General features: G+C 63.0%; 17 protein-coding genes. 1 reads left to right on the plus strand and 16 read right to left on the minus strand.

Translation table 11 applies throughout. The annotated features are described in order from the left end of the window. Positions 1-24 precede the first annotated feature (24 nt). Genes BLW80_RS01350 through BLW80_RS30675 form a run of 4 tightly spaced genes read right to left on the minus strand, consistent with a single transcriptional unit; the run spans position 25 to position 4,069 of the window. Positions 25-1,533, minus strand: a complete 1,509-nt coding sequence (locus BLW80_RS01350) for an amidohydrolase family protein (protein WP_093756531.1) — start codon at positions 1,531-1,533, stop codon at positions 25-27. 10 nt (positions 1,534-1,543) lie between these two features. After that, entirely contained in the window at positions 1,544-2,335 is a 792-nt protein-coding gene (locus BLW80_RS01355; RefSeq protein ID WP_093757285.1) for an ABC transporter permease, read from the minus strand. Beyond that, positions 2,325-3,092, minus strand: a complete 768-nt coding sequence (locus tag BLW80_RS01360; protein WP_093756532.1) for an ABC transporter ATP-binding protein — start codon at positions 3,090-3,092, stop codon at positions 2,325-2,327. The genes BLW80_RS01355 and BLW80_RS01360 overlap by 11 nt, the downstream gene beginning before the upstream one ends. Next, positions 3,089-4,069: an ABC transporter substrate-binding protein gene (locus BLW80_RS30675; protein ID WP_093757286.1), complete on the minus strand. Its 981-nt coding sequence runs from the start codon at positions 4,067-4,069 to the stop codon at positions 3,089-3,091. Before BLW80_RS30675 ends, BLW80_RS01360 begins: the two co-directional genes overlap by 4 nt. A gap of 139 nt (positions 4,070-4,208) precedes the next feature. On the opposite strand from BLW80_RS30675, the gene BLW80_RS01370 reads away from it, so the two are divergent. After that, on the plus strand, positions 4,209-5,108 hold the full coding sequence (locus tag BLW80_RS01370; RefSeq protein ID WP_093756533.1) for a LysR family transcriptional regulator: 900 nt from the start codon (positions 4,209-4,211) through the stop codon (positions 5,106-5,108). Between the two features lie 23 nt (positions 5,109-5,131). On the opposite strand, the gene BLW80_RS01375 is transcribed toward BLW80_RS01370, so the two are convergent. The 12 genes from BLW80_RS01375 to BLW80_RS01430 all read right to left on the minus strand — a co-directional run bounded on the left by BLW80_RS01375 (position 5,132) and on the right by BLW80_RS01430 (position 25,716). Next, positions 5,132-7,471, minus strand: coding sequence for an efflux RND transporter permease subunit (locus BLW80_RS01375; protein WP_231079997.1), 2,340 nt, complete (start codon positions 7,469-7,471; stop codon positions 5,132-5,134). Positions 7,472-7,718: 247 nt separating this feature from the next. Then, on the minus strand, positions 7,719-8,504 hold the full coding sequence (gene eutC / locus BLW80_RS01380; RefSeq protein WP_093756535.1) for an ethanolamine ammonia-lyase subunit EutC: 786 nt from the start codon (positions 8,502-8,504) through the stop codon (positions 7,719-7,721). 16 nt (positions 8,505-8,520) lie between these two features. Then, a complete protein-coding gene (locus BLW80_RS01385) occupies positions 8,521-10,104 on the minus strand; it encodes a B12-binding domain-containing radical SAM protein (protein WP_093756536.1) in 1,584 nt (527 codons plus the stop codon). Between the two features lie 225 nt (positions 10,105-10,329). Then, on the minus strand, positions 10,330-11,712 hold the full coding sequence (locus BLW80_RS01390; protein WP_093756537.1) for an ethanolamine ammonia-lyase subunit EutB: 1,383 nt from the start codon (positions 11,710-11,712) through the stop codon (positions 10,330-10,332). 32 nt (positions 11,713-11,744) lie between these two features. Next, a complete protein-coding gene (locus BLW80_RS01395) occupies positions 11,745-12,944 on the minus strand; it encodes a BaiN/RdsA family NAD(P)/FAD-dependent oxidoreductase (protein WP_093756538.1) in 1,200 nt (399 codons plus the stop codon). Then, positions 12,941-13,819, minus strand: coding sequence for a transglutaminase family protein (locus BLW80_RS01400; protein WP_093756539.1), 879 nt, complete (start codon positions 13,817-13,819; stop codon positions 12,941-12,943). Before BLW80_RS01400 ends, BLW80_RS01395 begins: the two co-directional genes overlap by 4 nt. Beyond that, entirely contained in the window at positions 13,816-16,323 is a 2,508-nt protein-coding gene (locus BLW80_RS01405) for a circularly permuted type 2 ATP-grasp protein (protein WP_093756540.1), read from the minus strand. Before BLW80_RS01405 ends, BLW80_RS01400 begins: the two co-directional genes overlap by 4 nt. A gap of 31 nt (positions 16,324-16,354) precedes the next feature. Then, on the minus strand, positions 16,355-19,642 hold the full coding sequence (locus BLW80_RS01410) for a transglutaminase family protein (RefSeq protein ID WP_093756541.1): 3,288 nt from the start codon (positions 19,640-19,642) through the stop codon (positions 16,355-16,357). 234 nt (positions 19,643-19,876) lie between these two features. Continuing rightward, positions 19,877-21,400: a UxaA family hydrolase gene (locus BLW80_RS01415; RefSeq protein WP_093756542.1), complete on the minus strand. Its 1,524-nt coding sequence runs from the start codon at positions 21,398-21,400 to the stop codon at positions 19,877-19,879. Positions 21,401-22,453: 1,053 nt separating this feature from the next. Next, on the minus strand, positions 22,454-23,452 hold the full coding sequence (locus BLW80_RS01420) for a Bug family tripartite tricarboxylate transporter substrate binding protein (protein ID WP_244527891.1): 999 nt from the start codon (positions 23,450-23,452) through the stop codon (positions 22,454-22,456). A 174-nt stretch (positions 23,453-23,626) separates the two neighbouring features. Beyond that, positions 23,627-24,577, minus strand: a complete 951-nt coding sequence (locus tag BLW80_RS01425; protein WP_244527892.1) for a polysaccharide deacetylase family protein — start codon at positions 24,575-24,577, stop codon at positions 23,627-23,629. Beyond that, the gene (locus BLW80_RS01430) at positions 24,556-25,716 is read right to left on the minus strand and encodes an FAD-dependent oxidoreductase (protein WP_093756544.1); all 1,161 of its coding nucleotides are present in this window, start codon (positions 25,714-25,716) and stop codon (positions 24,556-24,558) included. The genes BLW80_RS01425 and BLW80_RS01430 overlap by 22 nt, the downstream gene beginning before the upstream one ends. Positions 25,717-25,912: the final 196 nt, after the last annotated feature.

The following is a 25,912-nucleotide window of genomic DNA, read 5'->3' on the forward strand; positions in this document are numbered from 1 at the left end:
CCACAGGCTTCGCGCCGCAGAAATTCATTCGACCTCGTCGCATAGATAGCGATTGATCTGGTAGGGACGCGCTGCCAGTCCCGGACAGAACGATGCCACCACAGGCTCCAGGCGCTCGAACAGACCACGCCATTCCGCATTGAGTATCTCGAGCCGATCTCGCGCGGCCTCCGCTTCCCGTGCCAGTCTGGCCATGTCCAGCGTCAGCAAGCGGCCGTCGCGAACCACAAAGCTGCCGCCGATCATCACGTGGCGCACCGAGGTCGCATCTTCGGTATGAACCAGTTGGTTGACGCTCCAGTTGTGCGGGATCCAGTTGATCGCCCCGAGATCCAGGAACACGATGTCGGCCTTGTAGCCCGGCGCCAATACGCCGGTATGCGACAGCCCGAGCGCCCGCGCCGAGCCGGCCGTGGCAGCATAATAAATCTCCTCGACCGCAGCCCATTTGCGTGGGTCGGGCCCTTGTACCTTGGAAGCCATCGATGCGTAGCGCATCGCCTCATACATGTTTTGATTGTCGGAGCAGTTCGCACCGTCTGTCCCGATGCCGACATTGACGCCGAGGTCGAGCGCACGGCGCATCCTGAACAGGCCGTTGCCCAGCCGCATGTTGCTGCCAGCGTTATGCGCCAGCGAGGCGCCACGGTCGGCCATCAGCCGAAAATCATCATCATCGAGCCAGACCGCATGAGCCGCGGAGAATTGTTCGTTGATCAGGCCTAGTTCGTCGAGATGCGCAATCAGCGTCTTACCGTAACGTTCCTTGCCGACCACCGCCTGCACCTTGCTCTCGCCGACATGGCTCTGCAGGGGAATGCCATGGTCGCGTGCCAGCTTGGCGCAGCCGCACATGAAACTGTCGCTGCAATGGATCGGAATGGTCGGCGCCACCGCAGGTCGGATGTCATGTGAAGACCATTTCCAGCGTTCGAGAATCGATCCGATGGCCGAAATAGTCCGATCGCCCGGCCCCAGCCGTAGCCGATCGACCTGGTGCTGAAGATCTTCCGGAAGCGCATCGCGCAGTCCGGGAATGGCTTCGTAGAAACTGTGATCCGCGACCATCGGCGCGATGACGGCACGCATGCCGACTTCCGCATAGGCCTCAGCGACGGCATCCATGCCGTCGATGCTCGGTGCCGGATATTCGTAGTACAGATCATAGGCCGCGGTGCAGCCTTTCAGCACCATTTCGGCAGCGCAGATCTGGGTCGTGAGCTTCTTGTCCTGCAGCGAGCGGCTACCGCTGATCCACGGGGCGGCAGCCAGCAGCACCTCCAGCGTCCAGCGATCGCCCTGTCCGCGGCCGAGGCCACCATGGCCATGGGTATGGGCGTTGACGAGGCCGGCATGAACCAGCATGCCGGAGGCATCGACGATGTTCGCGCCGTCTGGCGCGGCAAGATCAGGCCCCATTTCCGCAATGATCCCGTCTTTGATCAGAATATCGCCCTTCACGCCGCGGCGGGACCCCGCGTCGGAGATCAAAGCGTCACGGATCAGTACATATCCCGGATAGTTCTTTGCCATTGCACCTGACCTAGTTGTTGTCGTTGGAGTTGCTGTCCAGATTGCTCGACCACGGCACGAGCAGGCGCTCGATGACCTCGACCAGTTGGAACAGCGCGATGCCCATGATGGCGAGAATCACCACCGCGCCGAACGCGACCGGTGTGCGGAAGAACGCCATCGAGGTCTGGATCAGATAGCCGAGGCCGGAATCCGCGCCGACGAATTCGGCCACCACGGCACCCACTACGCAAAGGGCAGCCGCGACGCGCAATCCGCCGAACACGAAAGGCAAAGCGTATGGCAGACGGATGCGCAGCAATTCCTGGACACGGGTCGCGCGGCACGAACGTCCGAGTTCGATCAGTTCGGGCGGCGCGGCCAAGAGTCCCGCGACAGAACTCACCACGAGCGGGAAGAACGCGACGAGGAAGGTAATGATCACCCTTGAAAACTCGTTGGCCCCGAGTGCCACCAGAAGAATCGGCGCCAGTGCCACCTTGGGCACCGACTGGGTGAGCACCAGCAGTGGATAGATTGCCGCCGACATCGTGCGCGAGCTTGCAATCAGCATGGCAAGCGGCAGGCTGATCGCAATGGAAGCCGCGAGCCCGAGCAGAACGGTCCGCAGCGTAGTCACCGTATGCATGGCGATGTTGGGCCAGACCGGTACTACCGCTGTCCAGATCGCGCTCGGCGACGGCAACAGGAACGGCCTGATGCCAAACCCTCGGCAGAGCAGTTCCCAGCCGAGCAGGAATGTCAGGGTCGACACGATGACCGGCAGGTTGCGGCGGCCCCAGTCTGCAGCATTAGTGAGCATGGGCCGCTCCGCCATAGATCCGGTCGCGGATCAGTTTCGAGCAGCGGTGGAATTCCGCGCTGGCTTCCTGGTCGAACGATCGCGGGCGAGGCAGATTGACCTCCACGATCTCCGCGACACGGCCCGGCCGCGGCGACATCACCACGACCCGATCCGCAAGCAGCACGGCTTCGGAAATCGAATGAGTCACGAACAGCACCGCCATCGGATTTGCCTGCCACAACGCGAGCAGGGACAGACTCATCTCCTCGCGCGTCAGAGCATCGAGTGCGCCGAATGGTTCATCCATGAGCAGGATGCGCGGCTGTTGCACAAGGCCGCGGCAGATCGCGACGCGTTGCTGCATGCCACCAGAGAGTTCACGCGGCATCCGATGCTCGAAGCCCGCGAGACCCGCCGAATGCAGCAGCACGCGAGCGCGCTCGCGCGCTTCGGGCCCATCACCGCCAGACAGGCTCAATGGAAATGCAACGTTGCGCTCCACATTCATCCACGGCAGCAGGGTCGGCGATTGGAACACCATCGCCGTGCCTTTCGTCGCCCCTGTGACCAGTTTGCCGTCGAGCGTGAGATGCCCGATATCGGGCAGCACCAATCCGGCCACCATGCGCAGCAACGTCGACTTGCCGCAGCCGGAGGCACCGACGATGGCGACGAACTCCCCCGGCCGTATGGAGATCGTGACGTCGTCCAACGCCTGCACATGGCCGCCGCGGCGGGTCTTGAAGGTCTTGCCGACCCGGGCAAGCGAGATCACGGGACGAAACTGTCGTCGATGGCCTGGGCCGGATTCCACGACGCATCGAGTTTGAGGCTCTCGGCCACGGCCTTCCACGTATCTGCCAGGCGATCTTTTGCGAAGTGCCCCTGCCCTGTTGCACGCTGGTGATCGTTGAAGATGAAGCCCATCGTGGCCTTCTGCGACGCTTCGCATTCGTCCTGCAGGACTTCCGGATTTTTCTGCACATGGAGCTTGCAGGTCTCGCCCGGATTGTCGCGCGCCCACGCGTAACTCTTCACAGCGGCACCGACGAAACGCCTCACGAGATCCGGATTGGTCTTGATCGTCTCATCGGTGGCGATCAACGATGACGCATAGATCGCAAAGCCCGCCGAGACGAAGGGCAGCGCTACGATTTCCTCGCCGGCCTGCATGGCTGCCTTGTTCTGATAGTATTGATGGATGGAGTAGAATGGCGCCGCATCGACGCGCTTGGCAATCAACATCGCCGCCATTGCCGATGCGTCCGTCGTGACCCAGGTTACGCTCTCCGGGTCGATTCCGACCCGGCGTGCGACTTCCGGAAAATAGATCCGGTGACTGTTGCCCGGGCTCACGGCGATTTTCTTGCCGGCAAGATCCTTGAAGCCCTTGATCGCTGACGATTTCAGAATGAACAGCGAGTGCGGCGAATAGGTATAGACCGCCACAATCGATTTGACCGGTACTGACTGTTGCGCGCGTCCCGCGAGCACCGCGCCGACGTCGGCAACGCCGAACTTGGCCGCGCCTGCCGCCACCTTGTTCACCGTGTCGCCCGATCCATAACCCCTGACGATGGTGAGATCGATACCAGCGTCCTTGAAAAATCCGCGCTGCTGGCCCGCAAAATACGCCGCGTGCTCCCCTGTCGGGATCCAGTCGAGCTGCAATATGGCCTTGTCCTCGGCGTATGCGCCTTGCGACAGGCCTGCGGCCAATACAACCGCCAGCAGTAAACGCTTCATGCTCATGAACAACCTCGTGAATGTTGCAGTCCGGCTGCCGCCGTTCTCCTCCATTCCCAAGCAACACTGATGCCGAGATACCGGCTGGCATTGTCCAAAAATGAAAGTATGATTTTCAATTATAGACAGTGGCGGGGCAGCAAAGATGGCCGCGTTTACATGGGACGACCTGCGCGTGGTGCTGGCCATCGAGTCCAGCGGCACGGCGCTTGGCGCTGCCAAGCAGCTGGATGTCAGCCACAGCACGGTCCTGCGCCGGCTGGCAACGCTCGAGCTCGCGCTGGACACCAAACTGTTCCGGCGCAGTGAGGGCCGCCTGATTGTGAGCCCGCCCGCGGCCGCGCTGATCGCGAAGGCACGATCAATTGCGGAAGCCCTCGACGCGCTTCCGCAACTGATCGATGGCCCTCATTCAGAGCTGGAAGGGGTCGTTCGCGTTGCCGCGCCCCACGCATTGATCTGTCACGCGCTGACCGATGCCTTCGCCGATTTCCGCAACACGCACCCTTCGATCCGGATCGCACTATGCGCCGACATGCAGTTCGACGAATTCCGGCGCGGCCACGCCGACGTCGCACTGCGGATCAGTCTTGCGGTTCCCAACGAACTCGGAATCCGCCGGCTCTGCGACTACCGCTTCGCCCTTTACGCCCGTGATGATCTGGCGCTCCGCCTGCGTGAGGGTGCCACGTTGGCGGAGATGCCTTTTATCCTTCTCTCCAACGCAAGCCGCGAGATGCCGGAGCGGAAGTGGATGGTCAGTCTCGCCAAGGGGCGTGCACCGGCGGTGGAAGCCAGCTCGACCGTTTCGCTGCGCGCGGCGGTGGCCTCTGGCCTGGGCGTCGGAGTGCTTCCCTGCTACGTGGGCGATGCCCTGCCTGGCGTCACGCGTATCGAGATGGGTCCTGCGGCGCCCCGCGAGGGCATCTACCTGATCACCCATCCGACCCAGAGCAAGCTGGCCAGGTCGCGTGCGGTTGCCGACTTCCTGGTCAAGTTCATAGCGCGCAATCGCGACATGTTTTCCGCCGTCAGACGTAGCTGAGCGGCGGATGCAGCGCCGGCTGACTACTTCTCTTGCTTCGCCAGAACCGAACTGCCCGTAAGGCGCTGCTGCAGATTGATCAGCCACATCGCGGTCGGGCGCAGGATGAACAGATCGGCCACCAGTGCCGCGACCATCGAGAAGGCACTGAGCCAGCCGAACAGCCGCAGCGACGGCAGATCTGAGAATACCGTCACCACGAGGCCGCAGGCCAGCACCACCGTCGTCAGGATCAGCGCGGGACCAACGAGCACAGTCGCACGCTCGACGGCGATCGCGGGATCGGTGCCCGGCGTGTCTTCCAGACGCAAGCGGTTGAGGAAGTGAATCGTCGCGCTGAGGCCGAGGCCGAATGACACCGTGAGTGCCACCACACTGGCGAATTGCAGCCCCTCCCCGAGCAGCCACAACACAAAACCGGCCAGCACCACAGGGAAGATGCCCGGCAGGATACAGGCCAGCATCACCACCCACGAGCGGAACGCGAGGCCGATGAAGACGGCGACCAATCCGAACTCAATGGTCAGGCCGTGATTGAGCTTCTCGATCATCCCGGCGCTGTTGCGCGCCGCGATGGCCGAGAGACCAGTCACCGCGATCTCATAGCCGGGATGCTTGGTGCGAACGGCGTTCAGCGCATTGTCGAGCTTGTCGACCACCGGCAGGATCTTGCTCGAATCGCTGTCGGGCACACGGCCGGACACCACCACCGCCGTCTGATCCGCCGAGATGAAGCGGCGCACCAGATGTTCGGGTATCACGCTGACATATTCCTTCAGCGTCGCGACATCCGACGAACCGGCCTTTTCCGCCAGCCAGCGCCGCAGCGTTTCCAACGACCAGACATTGCCGACACCCGCCTGCTTCTCGACCATGGCGTGGACTTCGGCGATGGTTGCCAACGTGTCCGGCGAATAAAGATCCGCGCCCTTCGGAAATTCGATCAGCACGTCGATCGGATTGGCGCCGGTCAGCTTGGCGTCGAGCCGTCCGCTGGCCGCAACCGCCTGCTCCTTGTCCGGCACCTGATCGGCCAGCCGATAGCGCGGCTCGAGATTGGCGTAAACGATCCCGAGACCAACGACGACGACGAGCGAGATCAGGCTGAACAGGCCAGGACGGCCGACCATGCGCACCGCAATCCAGTAGCAGAAGGCGCGCAGCGCCTGCACGCCGGCATCGGCGGTCTGGAACTTGGCAGCAAAAATCTTCTCGTTACGCACCAGCAGCACGCCGAACACCGGCACCAGCGACAGCACCGCGACCAGCGCGATGATGGTCGCGGTGAGACCGGCCTCGCCGAAGGCGCGGATCAGGTCCGAGTCGGAGAACTGCAACGCCAGGAACGAAATGCCGGCGGTGCCATGGGTGAGGACGCAGGCCGGACCCACGACACGAACGGCATTCGTAAATGCTGAATACTTGTCCTCGCCTGCAATCAACCGGTCACGCGCCGCGAAAGTGAGCTGCATCGAGTCGGCAAAACTGATCACCATGATCAGCGGCGTCATCACATTGAGGAACATGTTAAGGCTGAAGCCGGCCCAGCCGAGCGCGCCGAGCGACAACAGGATCGCCAGCAGCGGCGGAAACGCCGCGATGATCATGAACGAGATCTTGCGGAAGAAGATGATCGCAATGACGCAGCCGGCGAGAATACCGGCGATGTTATAGATCAGGCCGTCGCGCTCGACCGCATTGCGGATTTCGAGCTGCATCACCGGCACGCCCGACAATTCCTTGGTCAGACCGCTATTGGCCAGGTCCTCATTCATGGTCTTGCGGATATCGGCAACCACGGTGCTGAGCTTGCTGTTGCTGACCACGGCCGGGTCGAGCGACAGCACCACCAGCGCCAGAGTTCCATCGTCGGACAAAAGCTTGCCGCGGATCAGCTCGTTCTGCTTCACCGTCTCGATGAACTTGTCGTAGTCGGCGCCTTCAGGAAGATCGTTGGGAAACAGCGCTGCCGGCAACTTGCCGGGGGCCGGCGTCTGGCGCGCCGAGAAGATCGAGATCAGCCCCCGCACGCCATCGACCAATTGCAGGTCGGTGACGAGGTCGCGCATCTTTCCAAGATTGTCGCGCGCAAGCAGCGTCTTGCCTTCGAGCACCACGAGCACGTCGAACTCGGTGGACGGGAAGCGCTTCGTCACTTCCTCGTATTGCTTGTATTCCTTGCTGTCAGAACGAAATAGCTGGCTCAGCGAATCGTCGATCTTGATGCGCTGGATGCCAAAGATCGCACCGATCACCAGCGCGAGCAGGATCACGCAAGACAGCACCGGTGCCTTCACCGCGATCAGACCGATGCGCTCGAGCCCGAAGGCGATGCTGATCGGCCCCTTGCGCAATTTATTCATATCCGCGTCGTGGGGGGGAACCGTATCGTGCATACCCTATCCAGTCCTGTCGTCAGCGGCGTCTGCCTAGCAAGCGTCGCGGGCAGTAGTAAGGCTGGAATCGGCGAGACCGAACAGCGCTAGCCCTTGAAAACATGCGGTAAATTTGCCGCGGGCAGATGTAGCAGGTCTGTATGACATATCGCAAGGCGGCGCGCGCGCCGAGGTTGCGTTTCAGGTCACAAAATGGAGCGCAGAGGCTGTTGTTTCATGCTGGTGCAACGAGCGGTGCTACCAGTTGCAGACCGCTTTCGTCTTTCAGAGCCACACCGGTGATGTTGCGATTCAGCCCTTCGCGCGCCAGCCAGGCAATCTTGCTCGCTGCCTCCTCGAAGGACAGACCGGCCACCTGGATGTTCGACACGCAGTTGCGCGCAGCGTCCGTCAGACCCGGCTGCGGTGCGAAGGTCAGGTAGGCACCGAGACTCTGCGGCGCCGAGAGACCCGGACGTTCGCCGATCAGCATGATCGTCATCCGGGCCCTCAATAACGCACCGATCTCGTCGCCGAGCGCGACTCTGGCCCCGCCGGCAACCACAACAGCGCCGATCCCGACCCCCGCCAATTTGGGCATTAACGCGCCCAGTAGGCCAAGCGCATGCGCATTGACCGCAGCCGGAGACAGGCCGTCCGCAATCACGATCACCAGATCGCACGCGGCGCTGTCGCGACCTTCAAGCATCTCCTGTGACTCGCGAGACAGTCGGCGGCCGAGATCGGGGCGCTTGAGATAGTCGGCCCGATCCGCGACCTGGCTCATCACGACCAACGCGTTCGTCCCCTGCCCGGCCAATACGGCCGCGATGGCTTCAGCCTCGAAGGGCGCATGGACCGCGTCACGGGCGCGGGCATGATCGAGCGTGAAATCAAGCAGGGCCTGCGTGGTCAGACTGGCTCCGGTCCGGCCGAGCCCGACACGCGCCGGGGTCAGCGCCCGCAGCTCTGCGAGAGAGCGCTCCGGCACCGGCGGCGTCACATCATTCCGATCTGTCATGACGCCAGCCTATCGCTCATTCGGCCGGAACGGCAGCGTCCTGCAGCTTCAACGAATAATAGGACGCGTTGGTCTGACCACCGGACGCATCGCGGGCAAAGTTGATCAGGTGGTGCGCCACCATGATCCCGCTGATGAGATACTCGATCTCGCCGCGCGCCAGTCGCCGGAATGCGAATTTCCAGAACGCCCGCTTGTAATCGCCGAGCACACCGACCTTCCAGAAGATGTTGCGCAGCATCACCAGCCCGAGCCGGATGCTTTTCCAGGTGAGCATGGCGCCGATCGGCGGCTTGATCCGGTTGGGATAGGTATGGCGGATCTGGTACTCGAAGCGCTCGAGCAGCTTCTCCGGCACATAGGCACTGCCCATGGCGCGCCGCCAGCTTTTCACCACGTCCTCATACGGCAACAGGAAGTCGACGTTGGAATCGCGGCCCTCGTCCTCGTTCAGGCGGCCTTCCTTCTTCAACCTGTCCCATAGCGGCGTCTGCGGCAGTGCCTGAAGCAGGTTGATGGTCAGAAGCGGAATCTGTGACGTTTCCACGAACTCGAGCAAATGCTGGCCGGTCTCGGGCTTGTCGGTATCGAGGCCGAGGATGATGCCGGACACGACTTCCATGCCAAAACTGTTCAGCGTCTCGATCGCCTCCATGATGGGGACCATCATGTTGTGATCCTTCTTCATCGCCTTAAGGGCGACGGGATCGGGCGTCTCGATGCCGCAGAAGATCGTGCCGAACCAGGCTTCGCGCATCAGCGAAAGGATTTCCGGCCGCTTGGCGATGTTCAGCGTCGCTTCGCAGGACAGGCGCAAGACAAAACCGGTCCTCTTCTGCCACTCGACGAGATGCGGCAGCAGATCGAGTGCGGCCTTGCGGTTGCCGATGAAGTTGTCATCGACGAAATACACTGAGCCCATGATGCCGCATTCGAGCAGCTTGTCGAGTTCGGCGGTGATCTGCTCAGGCGACTTCAGGCGCGGATTGCGACCATAGAGGCCGGGGATATCGCAGAATTCGCACTGATACGGGCAGCCCGAGGAATACTGGATGCTGCCCAGGAAGTAGCGCGGAATATCGGCCAGTTCATAGGCCGGAATCGGAAACCTGGTCATGTCCAGACGGTCGGTGGTCTTCAGCACGACCTGCTGGTCCGGGCGCGACGTATCCTTTTCCAGGATATCGATCAGTTGATCGGTGGCATCACCGAGTTCGCCTATATGGAGATAGTCGAAAGCCGGGTAGTAATCGGGGCATGACGAGACCGACGGCCCTCCGATCGCCACCGGAAGATCGTAGGAATGCGCGCGATAGCAGATGTCGTTCATCTGCGTGCGCTGGATGTGCATGCCTGACACCAGCACAACTTCGGCCCACAGGAAATCATTGGGCGTGGCGGCGCGGATGTTCTCGTCGATGAAACGGACTTCCCAGTTCTCGGGCATATATGCGGCAATCAGCAGCAAGCCCTGGGGAGGCATGAAGGCCTGAACGCCGTCGGTCAGAGGATATGAATATTCAAACGTACCAAATGAAGACGTGTATCGCGGAAAGACGCACAGGATGCGCCGGACCGTCTGCCTGCCCTCAGCTCTCATCAAAATTCCTCTGTGAATGCATCAGCGGTCCCCATAAGCGCTGAACCTTCAATAACGTCGCCGAGCTAAAACCGTTCCACTCCTGCCGAATACTTTGAGCGATCTAATCACGACGTCCGAATCTGGGCCAGAATTTCTTCAAGATTGTGGCAGGCGGTGACAAGGTCGTGACCAGCTCCGCGCAAGTGCGCACAAAGCGCCAAGCCTTATGACGGTTTATTGACGTCAGGCGATCAGACGTGCGGCCAGATCGGGCAGCAGGCCTTCGCGGTCGCGAATGCGAAGGTCCGCTCCGGAGAGCCCGACCCGTTGCAGCCAGTCGTCGAATTCCGGTGCGCGTTTGAGCCCAAAGAGGTCGCGGATATAGAGCGCGTCGTGAAATGACGTCGACTGGTAGTTCAGCATCACATCGTCGGCGCCGGGGACGCCCATCACGAAAGTCACACCGGCCGCGGCCAGCAGCGTCAGCAGATTGTCCATGTCGTCCTGATCGGCTTCGGCATGGTTGGTGTAACAGACGTCGACACCCAGCGGCAGGCCAAGCAGCTTGCCACAGAAATGATCCTCCAGCCCGGCACGGATGATCTCCTTGCCGTCATAGAGATATTCGGGGCCGATGAAGCCGACGACGCTGTTCACCAGGAGAGGATCGAACGCCCGCGCAACTGCATAGGCCCGCGCTTCCAAAGTCTGCTGATCGACGCCGTGATGGGCGTTGGCCGACAGAGCCGAGCCCTGCCCGGTCTCAAAATACATAACGTTCTGGCCAAGCGTGCCACGTTTCAGCGAAAGCCCGGCGGCATGAGCTTCCTTCAGGATCGCCAGATCGATGCCGAAGCTCTTATTGGCGGCTTCGGTCCCGGCGATCGACTGAAACACCAGATCGACCGGGGCGCCCTGGTTGATGAGATCAAGACTGGTCGTGACATGGGTGAGCACGCAGCTCTGGGTCGGAATATCCAGCTTGGTGATGACATCGTCGAGCAGCCGCACCAACCCGCCCAGCACCGCCGGATCGTCGCTTGCCGGATTGATGCCGATACAGGCATCGCCGGAGCCCAGCATCAACCCGTCGAGGATGGATGCCGTGATGCCCCTGATATCGTCGAATGGGTGGTTCGGCTGCAACCGCACGCTCATGCGCCCGCGCAACCCGATAGTGTTGCGAAAGCGCGTGATCACCTCGCACTTCCTGGCCACCAGGATCAGGTCCTGATTACGCATCAGTTTCGAGACCGCGGCGGCCATTTCCGGGGTGATGCCGCGGGCGACGGTCTGAAGGACTTGCGGCGTGGCCGTGTCTGACAGCAACCAGTCGCGAAAGCCGCCGACGGTCAGCGACGAGATCGTGGAGAATGCGGCGGCATCATGCGTATCGACGATAAGACGCGTGACCTCATCGCCCTCGTAAGGCACGACCATTTCCTGCAGGAACTGTTTGAGCGGCACATCCGCGAGCGCCATCCGCGCGGCGATCATCTGCTCGGCGGTCTCGGCTGCAATCCCGGCCAACCTGTCGCCGGATCGCGGCGGCGTTGCCTTGGCCATGAGGTCGCGCAGATCCGCGAAGACATGCGTATGGTCACCGATGGCGTGGCGATAGATCATGGCCGGATTGTTGGATATTCGCCGGAGGCTGTCTAGACGTGCCGCCCCGCGGCAACGCCCGACGACCACGCCCATTGGAAATTGAAGCCGCCGAGATGGCCGGTGACATCGATGACTTCGCCGATGAAATACAGCCCCGGCACCGATGTCGCCTCGAACGTTTTCGATGACAGTTCTGTGGTGTCCACACCGCCAAGGGTTACCTCGGCCGTGCGATAACCTTCGGTGCCGTTCGGCCGCACGCGCCACTCCTTCACCGCTGCCGCCACCGACGCCAGAAGCTTGTCCGAAAAATCCGCCAGCCGCGGTGGGCCGGCGATCTTGTCGGCGATCATCTGCGCCAGTCGCTTGGGCAAGAGGTCGCCAAGCACGGTCGCCAGTTCCTGCCGCGGACGTTCGCGGCGTGCCTCCTTCAAGGCGGCGAGCACATCGCGCGTCGGCGCCATGTCGATGACGACATCGAGCCCGTCGCGCCAATAGGACGAAATCTGCAAGATCGCCGGCCCGCTGAGACCGCGATGGGTGAACAGCAGCGCCTCGTCGAATTTGGTCTTACCGACGCTGACGACGGCATCGACGGCAACGCCTGCGAGATCCTTGAATTGCGCAAGCGCCGCAACGTCGAAGGTCAGCGGCACAAGCGCTGCCCGCGGCGCGATCATCTTCAGCCCGAACTGCTGCGCCAGCTTGTAGCCGAAGGCACTGGCGCCCATTTTAGGGATCGAGGGCCCGCCGGTGGCGATCACCAGCGACTGGCCGCGATACTCGCCCTGATCGGTAGCGACCACAAAGCCGCTGTCGTTCTTCGTCACACCGAGAATGCCGACGCCGAGCCGCATCTGCACGTCGCCGCGGCGGTTTTCGTCCAGCAGCATGTCGATGATCTGCTGGGACGAGCCATCGCAGAACAATTGCCCGCGCGTCTTTTCGTGATAGGCGATGCGATATTTCTCGACCAGCGCGATGAAGTCCTGCTGGGTGAAGCCCTTCAGTGCGGATTTGCAGAATTGCGGGTTCTGCGACAGGAAATTCGCCGGCGTCGTATGCAGGTTGGTGAAATTGCAGCGCCCACCGCCCGAGATGCGGATCTTCTCGCCCGGCGCCCTCGCCTGCTCCAGCACCATCACCGAGCGACCGCGTTGCCCTGCAATGCCGGCGCACATCAGGCCGGCCGCACCGGCACCGAGAATGACGATGTCGGCCGTATTATGCGCGCGACGAACGATGGTCATTCCAGCAGCAGCACATCGACGGCAACGGCGAGCTTCTGCTTGCGGGCCCCAACGATCACACCATCGACCGGCGACACGTCGGAGAAGTCGCGGCCGATCGCCAGCACGATGTGATCGTTCTCGACCAAAATGTCGTTGGTCGGATCGAAGCCGATCCAGCCGAGTTCCTCACCGCACCAGACCGACACCCAGGCATGGGTCGCGTCGGCGCCCTGCAGGCGTTCCTTGCCCGGCGGGGGAATGGTACGCAGATAGCCGCTGACATAGGCGGCAGGCAGGCCGAGGCCGCGCATGCCCGCAATCATGATATGCGCAAAATCCTGACAGACGCCGTGGCGCTTATCCAGCACCTCCTGCAACGGCGTCGAAATTACCGTGGCCTTCGGATCGTATTTGAACTGGGTGCGGATGCGATGCATCAGGTCGACGGCGCCCGCGAGAATCCCGCGGCCTTCAGTAAAGCTCACCGCCGCATAGTCCGTGACGGCATCGATGATCGGCACCAGCGGACTGGCGAAGACATAGCCGATCGGCGAGGCACCGCTGAGGTCGCTGGAATCGAACGCCGCCTCGCGGACGCTCTCCCAGGAAGGGCTGTCGTCGCCGCGCCCCGGCGCAAAACGTTCGACATAGACGCGCGACCGGCTGTCGATCCGCAGCACCCGATGCGGGCTTTCGATCAGAACGCTTTCCGTCGGCGTGCCGAAGAAATCCGTCCGCATGGCGCGGGCCGCCGGCAGCGGTTTGATATCGACGCTGTGCGAGACCAGTTGCTGACCGGCGCTGCTGTTGGGCTGCAGCCGCAGCGAGCAGCGCGCATAGCTCACCGAGCTCTCATAGCTGTAGGTCGTGACATGGCGGATTTCGTAGATCACGCCAGCCCCGTCAGCTTTTCAGGACGCGATGCGCTGGCGCCGTGCGGGAAGTAATGCAGGCCGATCGAATCCGCGAGCGTCAGCAGATCCTGCTCCAGCGCAAACAGTGACTTGGTATGAATCTCGGATGCCTCGCCGGTGACCAGCGACGAGCGCAGCGCCACCGCCAGCCGCTGCGGCCGTTCCATCAGGCCGTTTTCCTTCAACGTCGGGAGGCTGGCAATGTGATCGTTCAGTGCCGAGACCTGGAATGCCACCGAGCGCGGATTATAGGGATCGAGTACGACGAGATCGCGCACCGGCGCCAATAGTGGGCCAACGAGATAACGCGAGCGATAGGTGATCTGGCAATCCACCAGCGTCAGCAGGATGTCGAGATCGTCGCTCGTCGCCTCGTCGGACGCGAATTGCCGCGCAAAGCGCGTGGTGTTGATGGCGCGTTCGGCACGGCGCCCCATTTCGAGGAAACGCCAGCCGGCGGCACGGTTCATGTTTTCCTGCGCGAGACCGGCGAAGCTCGCCAGTTCCTGCAAGGTCAGCTCGGCCGCACTGACGACGTCATCGTCATCTTCGACTTCATGCGCAAGCCGCTCGGCCATTTCGGTGATGACCTGCCAGGCATCCGGCGACAGCCGTTCGCGCAGCGAGGTTGCGGTCCGCAATGCCGAGCGCACCAGCGATAGCGCTGAGCCAAACTGCTCCTCGCCCTGCAATGCCTGAGCCGCGATCTTGGCCGGCTGGGAGCGCGAGGTGAGCGATGTCGCGCCCCAGGTCATCAGCATGCGCTGGATGCGTTCGATCGACTGCTGCGTGGTGGCGCCGCCCTTGCCGGGATCGCGCTGCGGCACGCTGAGTGCACGGATCAGACGCAGTGTGGATTCGGCGCGCTCCAGATAGCGCCCGAGCCAGAACAGATTGTCAGCGGCCCGGCTCGGCACCCAGCCGGCAATGCGGCGGATACGCACATTGTCGACGGCTGGCAGCAGCGTCGAGGCAGGGACGGCCTTGTCGGCCACCACCCAGACGTCGGCTGCGCGCGCGCCGGCGCCCATAGATACAGCGCGCGCATCGGGTTGATCCGCAATCCGGCAGAAGCCGCCGGGCATGACGGTCCAGCCCTCAGGCGTCGCCGCCGCGAAGACGCGCAGCACGAAGGGGCGCGGCGCGAGCCGGCCATTGTCCCAGACCGGCGTGGTCGACAGCTGCACCAGCTCCTGCCCGACATAATCGACGCCGCGATTGGAGATCGCTGCCTTCAGGCGCTCGCGTTCATCCGGCGAGAGCTGCGACGGCAGCACCGGCGAGTAGCCAGGGAAACCGGGCACCGCTCCGCCATAGGCGCCTTCGATGGCAAAGTCGTCGAGCCGCGCCAGCACTTCCTCGCGCGCCGATTTCTGGCCGCACCACCAGGTCGCGATATGCGGCATCTTGAGTGGTTCGCCGAGCAGCTTCCGGCTCAAGCTTGGCAGAAAACCCAAAAGCGCGCGCGCTTCCATGACGCCGGAGCCGGGCATGTTGGCGACCACGACGCCATTCTTTCTGACAACGTCGATCAGCCCGGGCACACCGAGTTGCGACGACGCATCGAGCTCCAGCGGGTCGAGCGAATTAGCATCCACGCGGCGCAGCAGCACATCGAGGCGCTTCAAGCCGGCCACAGTGCGGATGTGCACACGGTCGCCTGAGACTGCGAGGTCATCGCCTTCCACCAGCAGGAAACCGAGATAGCGCGCCAGCGTCGCGTGTTCGAAATAGGTTTCGCTGAACGGCCCCGGTGACAACAGGCCCACACGCGGTTCGTCGCGGTCGGCCGAGGCGCGCAGACTGTCGCGAAAGGCTTCAAAGAACGGCGCGACGCGCTCGACATTCATCGACTTGTAGAGGTCGGTGAAGGCGCGCGACAGCACCAGCCGGTTTTCCAGCGCATAGCCCATGCCGGACGGCGCCTGCGTGCGATCGCCGAGCACCCACCAGCGGCCGTCAGGGCCGCGGCCGAGATCGGCGGCATAGACGTTGAGATAGCGACCGCCCGGCGGCTTCACGCCGCGCATGGCCCGCAGATATTCCGAGCTGCCGGCAATCGCCGCCGCCGGGATCGCGCCGGACGCGACGAGGCTGGCATCGCCATAGAGGTCGCCGAGAATCTTCTCCAGCAACTCCGCGCGCTGCGTCATTGCCGCTGAGATCTGTAGCCATTCGGATTCGTCGATCAACAGCGGCACATGGCTGAGTGGCCAGATCCGGTCAGCGATTTCGCCGGGCGCGCGGTAGGTGACGCCGGCTTCCCGGAGATGACGGTCAGCGGAACCGAAGCGGCGTTCGATCTCGACGGGCGCCATGGCGCCGAAGGCCTCGAAAAACCGCGTCCAGACCTCGCGGGGCGTGCCGTCCTGGGCGATGAATTCGTCGGGAATCCCGGGCAGCCGCTCGTAGTCGCGGGTCCATTGCGCGACTTTACGATGTCCCGGACGGGGCTTTTTCCCCTGACCGGCCTGTCCCGTCATTCCGACTCTCCAGCCCAAACTGCCTGCATTCTCAATGCAGGAGAGGCGTTCGCAAGTCGAGGGTCAATGGGAATTCAAGTGTGCGTTCTGCCCTTGGCGGAGCGATTTCGCCGGGCGTGTGGCCGATCTCCTCGAAACGGGCCAGCCGGCGGGCTTCCGCCTCATAGGCATTGACCGGTTTTGTCTCGTAATTGCGGCCGCCGGGATGCGCCACATGATAGACGCAACCGCCAAGCGACCGCCGATTCCAGCTGTCATAAATATCGAAGACCAGCGGCGCATGGACCGGAATCGTCGGGTGCAGGCCGGACGCCGGCTGCCAGGCCTTGAAGCGGACGCCGGCGACCACCTCGCCGGCCCGGCCCGTATCGGTCATCGGCAGCGCCCGGCCGTTGCAGGTAATGATGTGCCGCCCCTGCGTGAAACCGTTGGCCTTCAATTGCAACCGCTCCACCGAAGAATCCACATAGCGCACGGTGCCACCGGCAGACCCCTCCTCGCCCAGCACGTGCCACGGCTCCAGCGCCTGCCGGACTTCCAGCGTCACGCCGCCATAGGTGACGTGGCCGAACACGGGAAAGCGGAATTCGAGCTGCGCCTCGAACCACTCCTTGGAGAATTCGTAACCGGACCGGCCGAGTTCACTCAGCACGTCCTGGAAATCCTCCCAGAGGAAGTGCGGCAGCATGAAGCGATCATGCAGCGCGGTGCCCCAGCGCACGAACTTGCCGTCCTGCGGCTCGCGCCACATCCGGGCGATCAGCGCGCGGATCAGGAGCTGCTGCGCCAGCGACATGCGCGGATCGGGCGGCATCTCAAGCGCACGGAATTCGACGAGACCCAAGCGACCCGTCGTGCCATCGGGCGAATAGAGCTTGTCGATACAGATTTCGGCGCGATGGGTATTGCCGGTGATATCGACGAGGATGTGCCGGAACAGCCGATCGACCAGCCACAGCGGCGCCTTCTCGCCGGGCGGCGGCACCTGCGCCAGTGCGATCTCCAATTCATAGAGACCGTCATGCCGTGCTTCGTCGATGCGCGGTGCCTGACTTGTCGGGCCGATGAACATGCCGGAGAACAGATAGGACAGCGATGGGTGCCGCTGCCAATACAGCACAAGACTCTTCAGGAGATCCGGCCGTCGCAGGAACGGCGAGTCCGCCGGCGAGCTGCCTCCGACGACCACGTGATTGCCACCACCGGTGCCGGTGTGACGGCCATCGATCAGAAACTTGTTGGCGCCGAGCCGCGTCTTCGCGGCCTCCTCATAGAGAAACGTCGTGGTATCGACGGCCTCGCGCCAGCTCGAGGCGGGATGGATGTTGATCTCCAGCACGCCGGGATCGGGCGTCACCTTGATGACCTCGACGCGCGGATCGAATGGCGGCGGATAGCCTTCGACATGCACCTGCATCTGCAGTTCTTCGGCCGTCGCCTCCAGCGCCGTCACCAGTTCGAGATAATCTTCAAACTTCTCGACCGGCGGCATGAAGGCACAGAGAATGCCGTCGCGAATTTCAATCGACATCGCCGTGCGTACGCCGCCGGAACGAATCTGCTGCTCCTGGACGTATTGCGCGGCAGGCTGGTTTTCCGCAGACGCGATTTCGTCGAACACCGGCATGTCGCCACGCGGCTCCAGCGGATCCTGCTCGACGATGAACGGATATTCCTCTTCGGTGAGGTGCGGCAGCGACGACAATGGCAGGCGCAGGCCCATCGGTGAATCGCCGGGTGTCAGGAACAGGTTGCCGCGGCGCAGCTTCCACCGCTCGGACCGCCAGCGTCTGTCGGCGGCCGCCTCCGTATTCCAGCGCTGGATCGGCAGCACGAACCCTTTCGGCCTGTCGAGTCCATGTTCGAAGACCCGCGCCATGCGCGCGCGTTCCTCCGGATCGGGCAATTTGGAGTCGCCGGGCACGACATTGTTCGGCAGGTTCGATTCCTTCTGCTCCCAATAGACGGGATCCTCGAAGGCCGGGATGACATAGTCCTTCGGCAGGCCAAGCCGCCGCGCCGTGCCTTCGGCAAAACGCTCGGCGCCGCCAATATCGGCACTGCGCGGACCTTCGATCCGTGAGATCAGTGCGTCGTTCTTCCAGATCGGCACGCCGTCCTTGCGCCAATACAGGCCGAACGCCCAGCGCGGCAGGCTCTCGCCGGGATACCATTTGCCCTGGCCGTAATGCATCAGGCCGCCCGGCGCGAAACGCGTGCGCAGGCGACGGATCAGATCGTCGCCGAGGCCGCGCTTGGTCGGGCCGACGGCGGCCGTATTCCACTCCGGCGATTCCATATCGTCGACCGACACGAAGGTTGGCTCGCCGCCCATGGTGAGGCGCACGTCATGGGCTTTGAGATCGGCGTCGACCTTCTCGCCGAGTGCATCGAGCCTGGCCCAGGATTCATCCGAGAACGGTTTGGTGATCCGCGGCGCCTCGCGAATGCGTTTGACGCCCATCGCGAACGCGAACTCGACTTCGGCAAAGCCGGCCATGCCGGAGATCGGCGCCGCCGACCGGAAATGCGGCGTCGCTGCCACGGGGACGTGCCCCTCGCCTGTCAGCATGCCCGAGGTCGCATCGAAGCCGACCCAGCCGGCGCCGGGGATATAGACTTCGGCCCAGGCGTGCAGGTCGGTGAAGTCGGCTTCGACCTCGGGTGGCCCTTCGATCGGATCGATGTCCGGGCGCAACTGGATGAGATAGCCGGAGACGAAACGCGCGGCGAGGCCGAGATGGCGCAGTGTCTCGATCAGGAGCCACGCAGAGTCGCGGCATGAGCCGGCGCCGGACAGCAGCGTCTCTTCCGGAGACTGCACGCCGGGCTCCATGCGGATGATGTAGTTGACCTTCTCGCGCAGGCGCGCATTGAGGTCGACGAGGAAGTTCACGGTGTTCGGCGCTTCCTTCGCGATCTCCGCCATATAGGCCGTGAAGCGCGGACCCGGCTCCGTCGTCGCCATATAGGGCGCGAGTTCGCTCTTCAGGTCGTCGGTATAGGCGAAGGGAAATGTCTCGGCATAAGGCTCAACGAAGAAGTCGAACGGATTGATCACCGTCATCTCGGCGGTGAAGTCGACCTCGATCTTCAATTCGTTGGCCGGTTCCGGAAAGACGAAGCGCGCCAGCCAGTTGCCCTGCGGATCCTGCTGCCAGTTCACGAAGTGATTGGTCGGCGTGACCTTCAGCGAATAGCTCAGGATTGGCGTGCGCGCATGCGGCGCGGGTCGCAGCCGGATGGTCTGCGGCCCCAGCGTGATCGGCCGATCATATTTGTAATGGGTGACGTGGTTCAGTGCGACGAAGATCGACACAGTGGCGCAACTCCAGCAGCTTTTTTAAGCAGAACACCGGAGGTGCCAGGGATCAAGCTCTAACAACGGGCACGATGTGCCTCGATTGGGGGCGCTTCACCTAACTCAGCCCTCATGGTGAGGAGCGCGCCGCTTGGCGCGCGTCTCGAACCATGAATCGGAGTGCTGGGCCATCCTTCGAGACGCGGCGCAAGTGCGCCGCTCCTCAGGATGAGGACGGAGCAGCGGTCACCCTCACATCGTCGCGCCGAGCACCCAGGGCGCGAACTCCGCGCCGCCGAAATCGAAGCTTTCGCTCTTGGTCGGCGCACCGGACGCGGTCTTGAGCATCAGCTCAAAGATGCGCTGGCCGCATTCCTGCACCGTCTCGTCGCCATCGAGGATGGTTCCGCAATTGATGTCCATGTCCTCTTCCATGCGCTTGAACATCGGCGTGTTGGTGGCGAGCTTGATGGACGGCGCCGGCTTGCAGCCGAACACGCTGCCGCGGCCGGTGGTGAAGCAGACGAGATTGGCGCCGCCGGCGACCTGCCCTGTCGCCGCAACGGGGTCGTAGCCGGGCGTGTCCATGAACACAAAACCCTTCTTGGTGATCGTCTCGGCATAGTTCAGCACATCGACGAGATTGGTCGAGCCGGCCTTGGCCATCGCGCCCAGAGATTTTTCGAGAATGGTGGTGAGGCCGCCGGCCTTGTTGCCGGGGCTCGGATTGGCGTTCATCTCGGCGCCCTCGCGTTCGCAATAGGCGTCCCACCAGCGCATCAGCCCGACCAGTTTCTCGCCGACCTCGCGCGACACCGCGCGGCGCGTCAGCAGATGTTCGGCGCCATAGGTCTCCGGCGTTTCCGACAGCACCACGGTGCCACCGTGACGCACGAGCAGATCGCTCGCGGCGCCGAGCGCGGGATTGGCGGATATGCCCGAATAGCCATCAGAGCCGCCGCATTGCAGAGCGACGGTCAATTCGCTGGCGGAGACTTCCTCGCGCGTGACGTTGTTGGCATCGGCCAGCACTTCATTGACGAAGGCAACACCGGCTTCGGTGGTCTTGCGGGTGCCGCCGATTTCCTGGATCTGCATCTCGCGCAGACGCCCTGCGAGCTTCTGCTCCTGCATCAAGCCGCCGATCTGGTTGATCTCGCAGCCGAGGCCGAGCACGACCACGTGGGAGAAATTCACGTGGCGCGCGTAGCCGCCGAGAGTTCGGCGCAGCAGCGTCAGCGGCTCGTCCTGTGTCATGCCGCAGCCGGTCTTGTGCGTGAGGGCGACGACGCCGTCGACATTGGGATAGTCGGCGAGCGGATTGTGCCCGGTGAAGGGATTCTTCTTGAACACGTCGGCAACCATGCTGGCGACATGGGCGCTGCAATTCACCGAAGTGAGGATACCGATATAGTTGCGCGTGGCGACGCGGCCATCGCTGCGTTTGAGACCCATGAAACTCGCGGGCAGATCGAAATTCGGCGTCGGCTTGACGTCCACGCCATAGGCATAGTCGCGGTCGAAATCGCCCATGCCCATGTTCTGCGTATGGACATGCTGGCCGGGCGCGATCGGCTGCGTGGCAAAGCCGATGATCTGCCCGTAGCGGCGGATTTCCTCGCCGGTGGCGATGGGCCGGATCGCGACCTTATGGCCCGCGGGGATGCGCTCCGACGTCACGACGCCTGTCGTCACCTCGATACCGGGCAGCAGCGTGGTGCGCGCGATCAATACGGCGTCGTTGTCATGCAGACGAATAACGGGAGACGGAACCATCGGGATTTCCTCGCGAGATTGGTTTTCCTTGTTTGGAATGACTCTAGCGACAAGACGCCGCGAGGGGTAGCCGTCATTCCGGGGCGGGTCCGGCGCCGAAGGCGACGGGACCGAACCCGGAATCTTGGTGTGTTCAACACCTCTCTCGTCCGGATGGAGAGAGGTGTTGAACACATCGAGGTTCCGGGTTCGCATCCGGCAAGAGCCGGCTGCGCCCCGGAATGACGAGTGTGTGGCCGGAATGACGTGCGTGGGATCTCCAGACATGCGTCATCGCCCCCATTGTTTGCGGCGCGGGGGCGCCGTCGTCTGCTGCATTCCCTGCCCCCTGTGAGAGGGCGTGCGGAACGCCGGGTGCCCGTTGCACCCTTGGGCCTGATGCGAATGCGGTCTTCCGCAATTGAGAGTGCATCAGGACTTTCGGAGGCGCCGAGCAAGTGCCCGACGTTCCGCCTGCGGTGTTTTTTCGGTTGCTTGCACTTTGCCTCGACGAACGCTCCGATCGCGAATTAAAGTCCCAAGGCGATGGGAAGGGAGCCTCAAGCGAGTAAGCCGAACGCGTTTTGACTTGGTCGTCCGTCACACTGTCCAGGAGTCTTTCCATCCCAAGGCCGGTCGTCTCCTTGCCAGTGGCAGTGCTGGCGCAGATTCGTCCTGCCCGAAGACAGACGTTCCCCATGAACCGCGTGACGCCGCATCTCCGGCGTCCACCGCATCCCACCCCGCGAACGTGACGATCGCGATCGCCCCTCTCGGTGGGGCAGGACAACGGGGAATATAAACCTGATAGGGATGTTGTCAACGGGATATAGGAATAAATGTTTAGGCGCGGGCTTGCCCCCCCTTGTCATTCCGGGGCGCGGGCGCATCTTGCGCGCGCGAACCCGGAATCCCGACCTGCTTTGCGCTGAACACTCTGAGATTCCGGGCTCAGTCCGGCCCGCTTCGCGGTCCGTCCTGCCCCGGAATGACAGTGGCCGCGCCCCGGAATGACGAGCATGGTTCCGCGTATGTGCGCGGCTTGCGCCGCGAACACGCCGGAATGACGCATAATTACTGCGGCTGCGGCCCGAGGCTCGCGGCGAGCTCGGCCCAGACCGGCGCCTCTTCCTTGTAGAGCGCCTGGCTCGCTTCCAGCGTCATCGGGCCCTCATCGATACCTTGGCTCTTGAGCAGTTCACGCACGCGATCGCTCTTGCCGGCGCCAACAAACAGCGCTGACAGTTTTGCGACCACCTCCGGCGGCGTCTTCGCCGGAGCCACGCAGCCCTGAAAGGTCAGCAGGCTGTGCGCGCGTGAGGTTGCGCCCTGTTCGAGGAATGTGCCGACGTCGGGAAGATCCTTGATGCGGCGGCGCGATACCGCGACGGCGCGCGCTTTCCCGGTTTGCAGCACCGGCAGTGCCGCGGCGTAACTGCCGATGCCAGCATCGATGGACCCACCGGCGAGATCCTGCCACATCGGCGCCTCGCCGCGATAATGCACAGCCTCCATCTTGAGCCCGTACTGCTTGTTGAGCTCGACAATGACCATGTGCGCGAAGGAGCCGGACGCATATGTGCCGACATTCACCTTCTCGGTCTTGCGCGCATAGTCGATGAAGTCCTTCAGCGTCTTTGCGCCGACCTTCTCGCTCACCATCAGCGGCAGGCTGCCGCCCGGCATCACCGCGACCCAGGCGAAGTCCTGCGGGACACTGTATTTGATGTCCTTGATGAGAACGGGATTGAGCATATAGGCGGTGGTGTTGCAGATCATCAGCGTGTGGCCGTCGGGATCGGAGCGTTTCAGCTCCATCGCTGCAACGGCGCCGCCGGCACCGGCCTTGTTCTCGACCACCACGGTCTGCCCGAGTTCACGCGACAGATACTCGCCATAAACGCGCGAGAACTGATCGGTCTGGCCGCCGGCCGCGGAGCCCGCGAGAATCTTGATCGGCTTGGTCGGCCAGCTATTGGCGCGGACGAGTGACGGCGCACTCAACAATGCAGCAGCGCCTGCGCCCACGGTGACGAATTGGCGTCGATTGAGCAGACGCAAGTTGTTTCGCACGATCATTCTCCCGATTTGATCTTATCTCTGCGGATAAGTGTATCGAGTATGACCGGCTTCGCCTGCGAAGGCAAAGCAGGGTGACACGCACAGGCGTTCGGAGAACACATGCGGCAACGTCGCCTCCGGCGTGCATGCCATCAGCCGGAATATTGCCCGGCCGTCAGCGGCGCGTCATGGCTTCGGCGGAAAATGCGTTCGCCAATGCTGTGCGACATCGATGCCGCGGCAGAACCATACGCCATCATGCGCGCTCATATGTTCGAGCATCTTGATGAGCCCGCCAACACGGCCAGGACGGCCGATCAAACGGTCATGCAGACCGATGGACAGCAGTTTCGGCGCGCCGGCGACGCCTTCCGCGTAGAGAACATCGAACGCATCGCGCATGTAAGTGAAGAACTGCTCGCCGGTCGAGAAGCCGGAATTCTCGTTGAAGCGATTGTCGTTGGATTCATAGGAGTAGGGCACGACGAGAAACGGGCCGTGCTCGGTCTTCACCCAGTAGGGCAGCTCATCCGCGAGCGAGTCGCGGTCGTAGAGAAAGCCGCCCTCTTCGGCGAGCAGGCGCCGCGTGTTGGGACCGGGGCGGCCGGTCATCCAGCCGAGCGGGCGGCTACCGGTCAGCTTGGTGAGTATCTCGATCGCCTTGCGGATATGCGCACGCTCGGTCGCTTCATCCACATGGCAATAGTCGATCCAGCGATAGCCGTGGCTGACCATCTCGTGGCCGCGCGCAACGCAGGCTTTCGCCAGCTCCGGATTCTGCTCCATCGCCCGCGCGACGCCGAGAATACTGACCGGCACCTTGAAGCGATCGAGAATATCAAGAATGCGCCAGGCGCCGCGACGGCTGCCATATTCGAACACGGACTCCACCAGCGGAACGCGAACGCCCTCCTTCGTCGGCACGCCGATGTCATTCAGCATGCCTTCGGAGACTGCATCGCCATTCACCAGCGTGGACTCGCCGCCACCTTCGATATTCAGGCTGATGCTGACCGCGATCTTCGCGCCGTTCGGCCAGCGCGGATCGGGTGACGTGGCGCCGTAACCAACGAGATCGCGTTCGATCATCGGCTCCGGTCGGATGTCGCCGGGCTTCATCGCTGCAAATTCGGACATAGGGCCTCCGGAATGGCTCGGTCGAGCGGCACGGTGCAAGCATCATAACCGAAGAACCAGTCGGTCTCGGTCGGGCCATGCATCCATGAATTGGCGATGGAAATCTGCTGGATGTCGGCGACCCGCGGGATTCGGATCATCGTGTAATGCGCGAAAGCCGTGGCGGAATCGCCGAATTCGGCGATGCAGCGGCCGAGGATCGCGGCGTCCTCGATGGCCGCCGAGCCGCCGGCCGCCATGAACGGACGCACCGCATGGCAGGCATCGCCCATCAGCACCACGCGGCCCTTGTGCCAGGTGTCGTTGCGGGGCCGGTCGAAGATCGGCCACACGGTGACGTCTTCGGCTGCCTCCACTGCGCGTTTCAGATCGGGATGCGCATCGTCGAAAGCGGCGATGAATTCGTCGCGGTCGCCCTTCACCGGTGAACCGTCGCCATCCCAGCGCGCCATCGGCAGCGCGGCCATCACATAAACCTCGTTGCGGTCGGGCGTCATATAGTATGCGAGCGTATGCCGGTCCGGCGCCCACCACTTGGTACAGTCGTCGATGGGGTCACCCTTGATCCGGCTCGCCGGAAACACCGCGCGCGGTGCAGAACGCCCGATGAAGCGCGGCTCTTCCGCGCCAAGGATGAGTTCGCGGGTGATGGAGCGAATGCCGTCAGCGCCGATGGCGATATCGGCTTCCGCGCTTGTGCCGTTCTCGAAGCGCAAGGTGAGCGCGTCGCCGCGCTCCGCGATGCCGGTGAGCTTGTGGCCGAAACGGATGGTCCCGGGCGCGAGCGGTCGCTGCAGCAACTGATGCAAATCAGCGCGGTGGATATTGACAAAGGGGCCGCCGAAACGCGCTTCGCATTCCGCATCGAAATCGAGCCTGTAGAGCTGCTCGCCCGTATCCCATGCGCGGCTGAGAAACGCATCGGGGCGAATGCCGGTGGCGGCAAAGGCGTCTTCGAGATCGAGCCGGCGCAGCACTTTCGAAACGTTGGCGCCGAGAATGATGCCGGCGCCGATGCGCGAAAAACTCGGCGACTGCTCATAGACCGCGACCGAGAAGCCGGCGCGCTGCAGCAGCCCCGCCACCGTCAATCCGGCGAGACCCGCGCCGAGAACGGCGATCCGTGTTCCGCGATCCATCTCTCACCTCGTTCCAGCGGCGCCACAGCATCCGGGCCGCAGATCATTCGACAGCTAATGATTTCGCATAGAACGGGCCGATCGCGGCTGTCAAGCGACGGCCTGAGCCGCCTCAGAAACGAGCCATATGCGCGGATTTTACGCGGAATTTCGTTTATCTCGATGAGTTTTTGGGCAGCGCCGCCGTTGATCTTCC

Origin of the sequence: Tardiphaga sp. OK245, from assembly GCF_900108575.1 — a bacterium.
In the GTDB taxonomy this organism is placed as follows: domain Bacteria; phylum Pseudomonadota; class Alphaproteobacteria; order Rhizobiales; family Xanthobacteraceae; genus Tardiphaga; species Tardiphaga robiniae.

What these genes read in the sequence shown, in the direction of transcription:
- BLW80_RS01350 (WP_093756531.1), bottom strand. Translation starts at nt 1,533, where the DNA reads ATGGCAAAGAACTATCCGGGATATGTACTGATCCGTGACGCTTTGATC.
- BLW80_RS01355 (WP_093757285.1), bottom strand. Translation starts at nt 2,335, where the DNA reads ATGCTCACTAATGCTGCAGACTGGGGCCGCCGCAACCTGCCGGTCATC.
- BLW80_RS30675 (WP_093757286.1), bottom strand. Translation starts at nt 4,069, where the DNA reads ATGAGCATGAAGCGTTTACTGCTGGCGGTTGTATTGGCCGCAGGCCTG.
- BLW80_RS01370 (WP_093756533.1), top strand. Translation starts at nt 4,209, where the DNA reads ATGGCCGCGTTTACATGGGACGACCTGCGCGTGGTGCTGGCCATCGAG.
- BLW80_RS01375 (WP_231079997.1), bottom strand. Translation starts at nt 7,471, where the DNA reads ATGAATAAATTGCGCAAGGGGCCGATCAGCATCGCCTTCGGGCTCGAG.
- eutC (WP_093756535.1), bottom strand. Translation starts at nt 8,504, where the DNA reads ATGACAGATCGGAATGATGTGACGCCGCCGGTGCCGGAGCGCTCTCTC.
- BLW80_RS01385 (WP_093756536.1), bottom strand. Translation starts at nt 10,104, where the DNA reads ATGAGAGCTGAGGGCAGGCAGACGGTCCGGCGCATCCTGTGCGTCTTT.
- BLW80_RS01390 (WP_093756537.1), bottom strand. Translation starts at nt 11,712, where the DNA reads ATGATCTATCGCCACGCCATCGGTGACCATACGCATGTCTTCGCGGAT.
- BLW80_RS01395 (WP_093756538.1), bottom strand. Translation starts at nt 12,944, where the DNA reads ATGACCATCGTTCGTCGCGCGCATAATACGGCCGACATCGTCATTCTC.
- BLW80_RS01405 (WP_093756540.1), bottom strand. Translation starts at nt 16,323, where the DNA reads ATGACGGGACAGGCCGGTCAGGGGAAAAAGCCCCGTCCGGGACATCGT.
- BLW80_RS01415 (WP_093756542.1), bottom strand. Translation starts at nt 21,400, where the DNA reads ATGGTTCCGTCTCCCGTTATTCGTCTGCATGACAACGACGCCGTATTG.
- BLW80_RS01425 (WP_244527892.1), bottom strand. Translation starts at nt 24,577, where the DNA reads ATGTCCGAATTTGCAGCGATGAAGCCCGGCGACATCCGACCGGAGCCG.
- BLW80_RS01430 (WP_093756544.1), bottom strand. Translation starts at nt 25,716, where the DNA reads ATGGATCGCGGAACACGGATCGCCGTTCTCGGCGCGGGTCTCGCCGGA.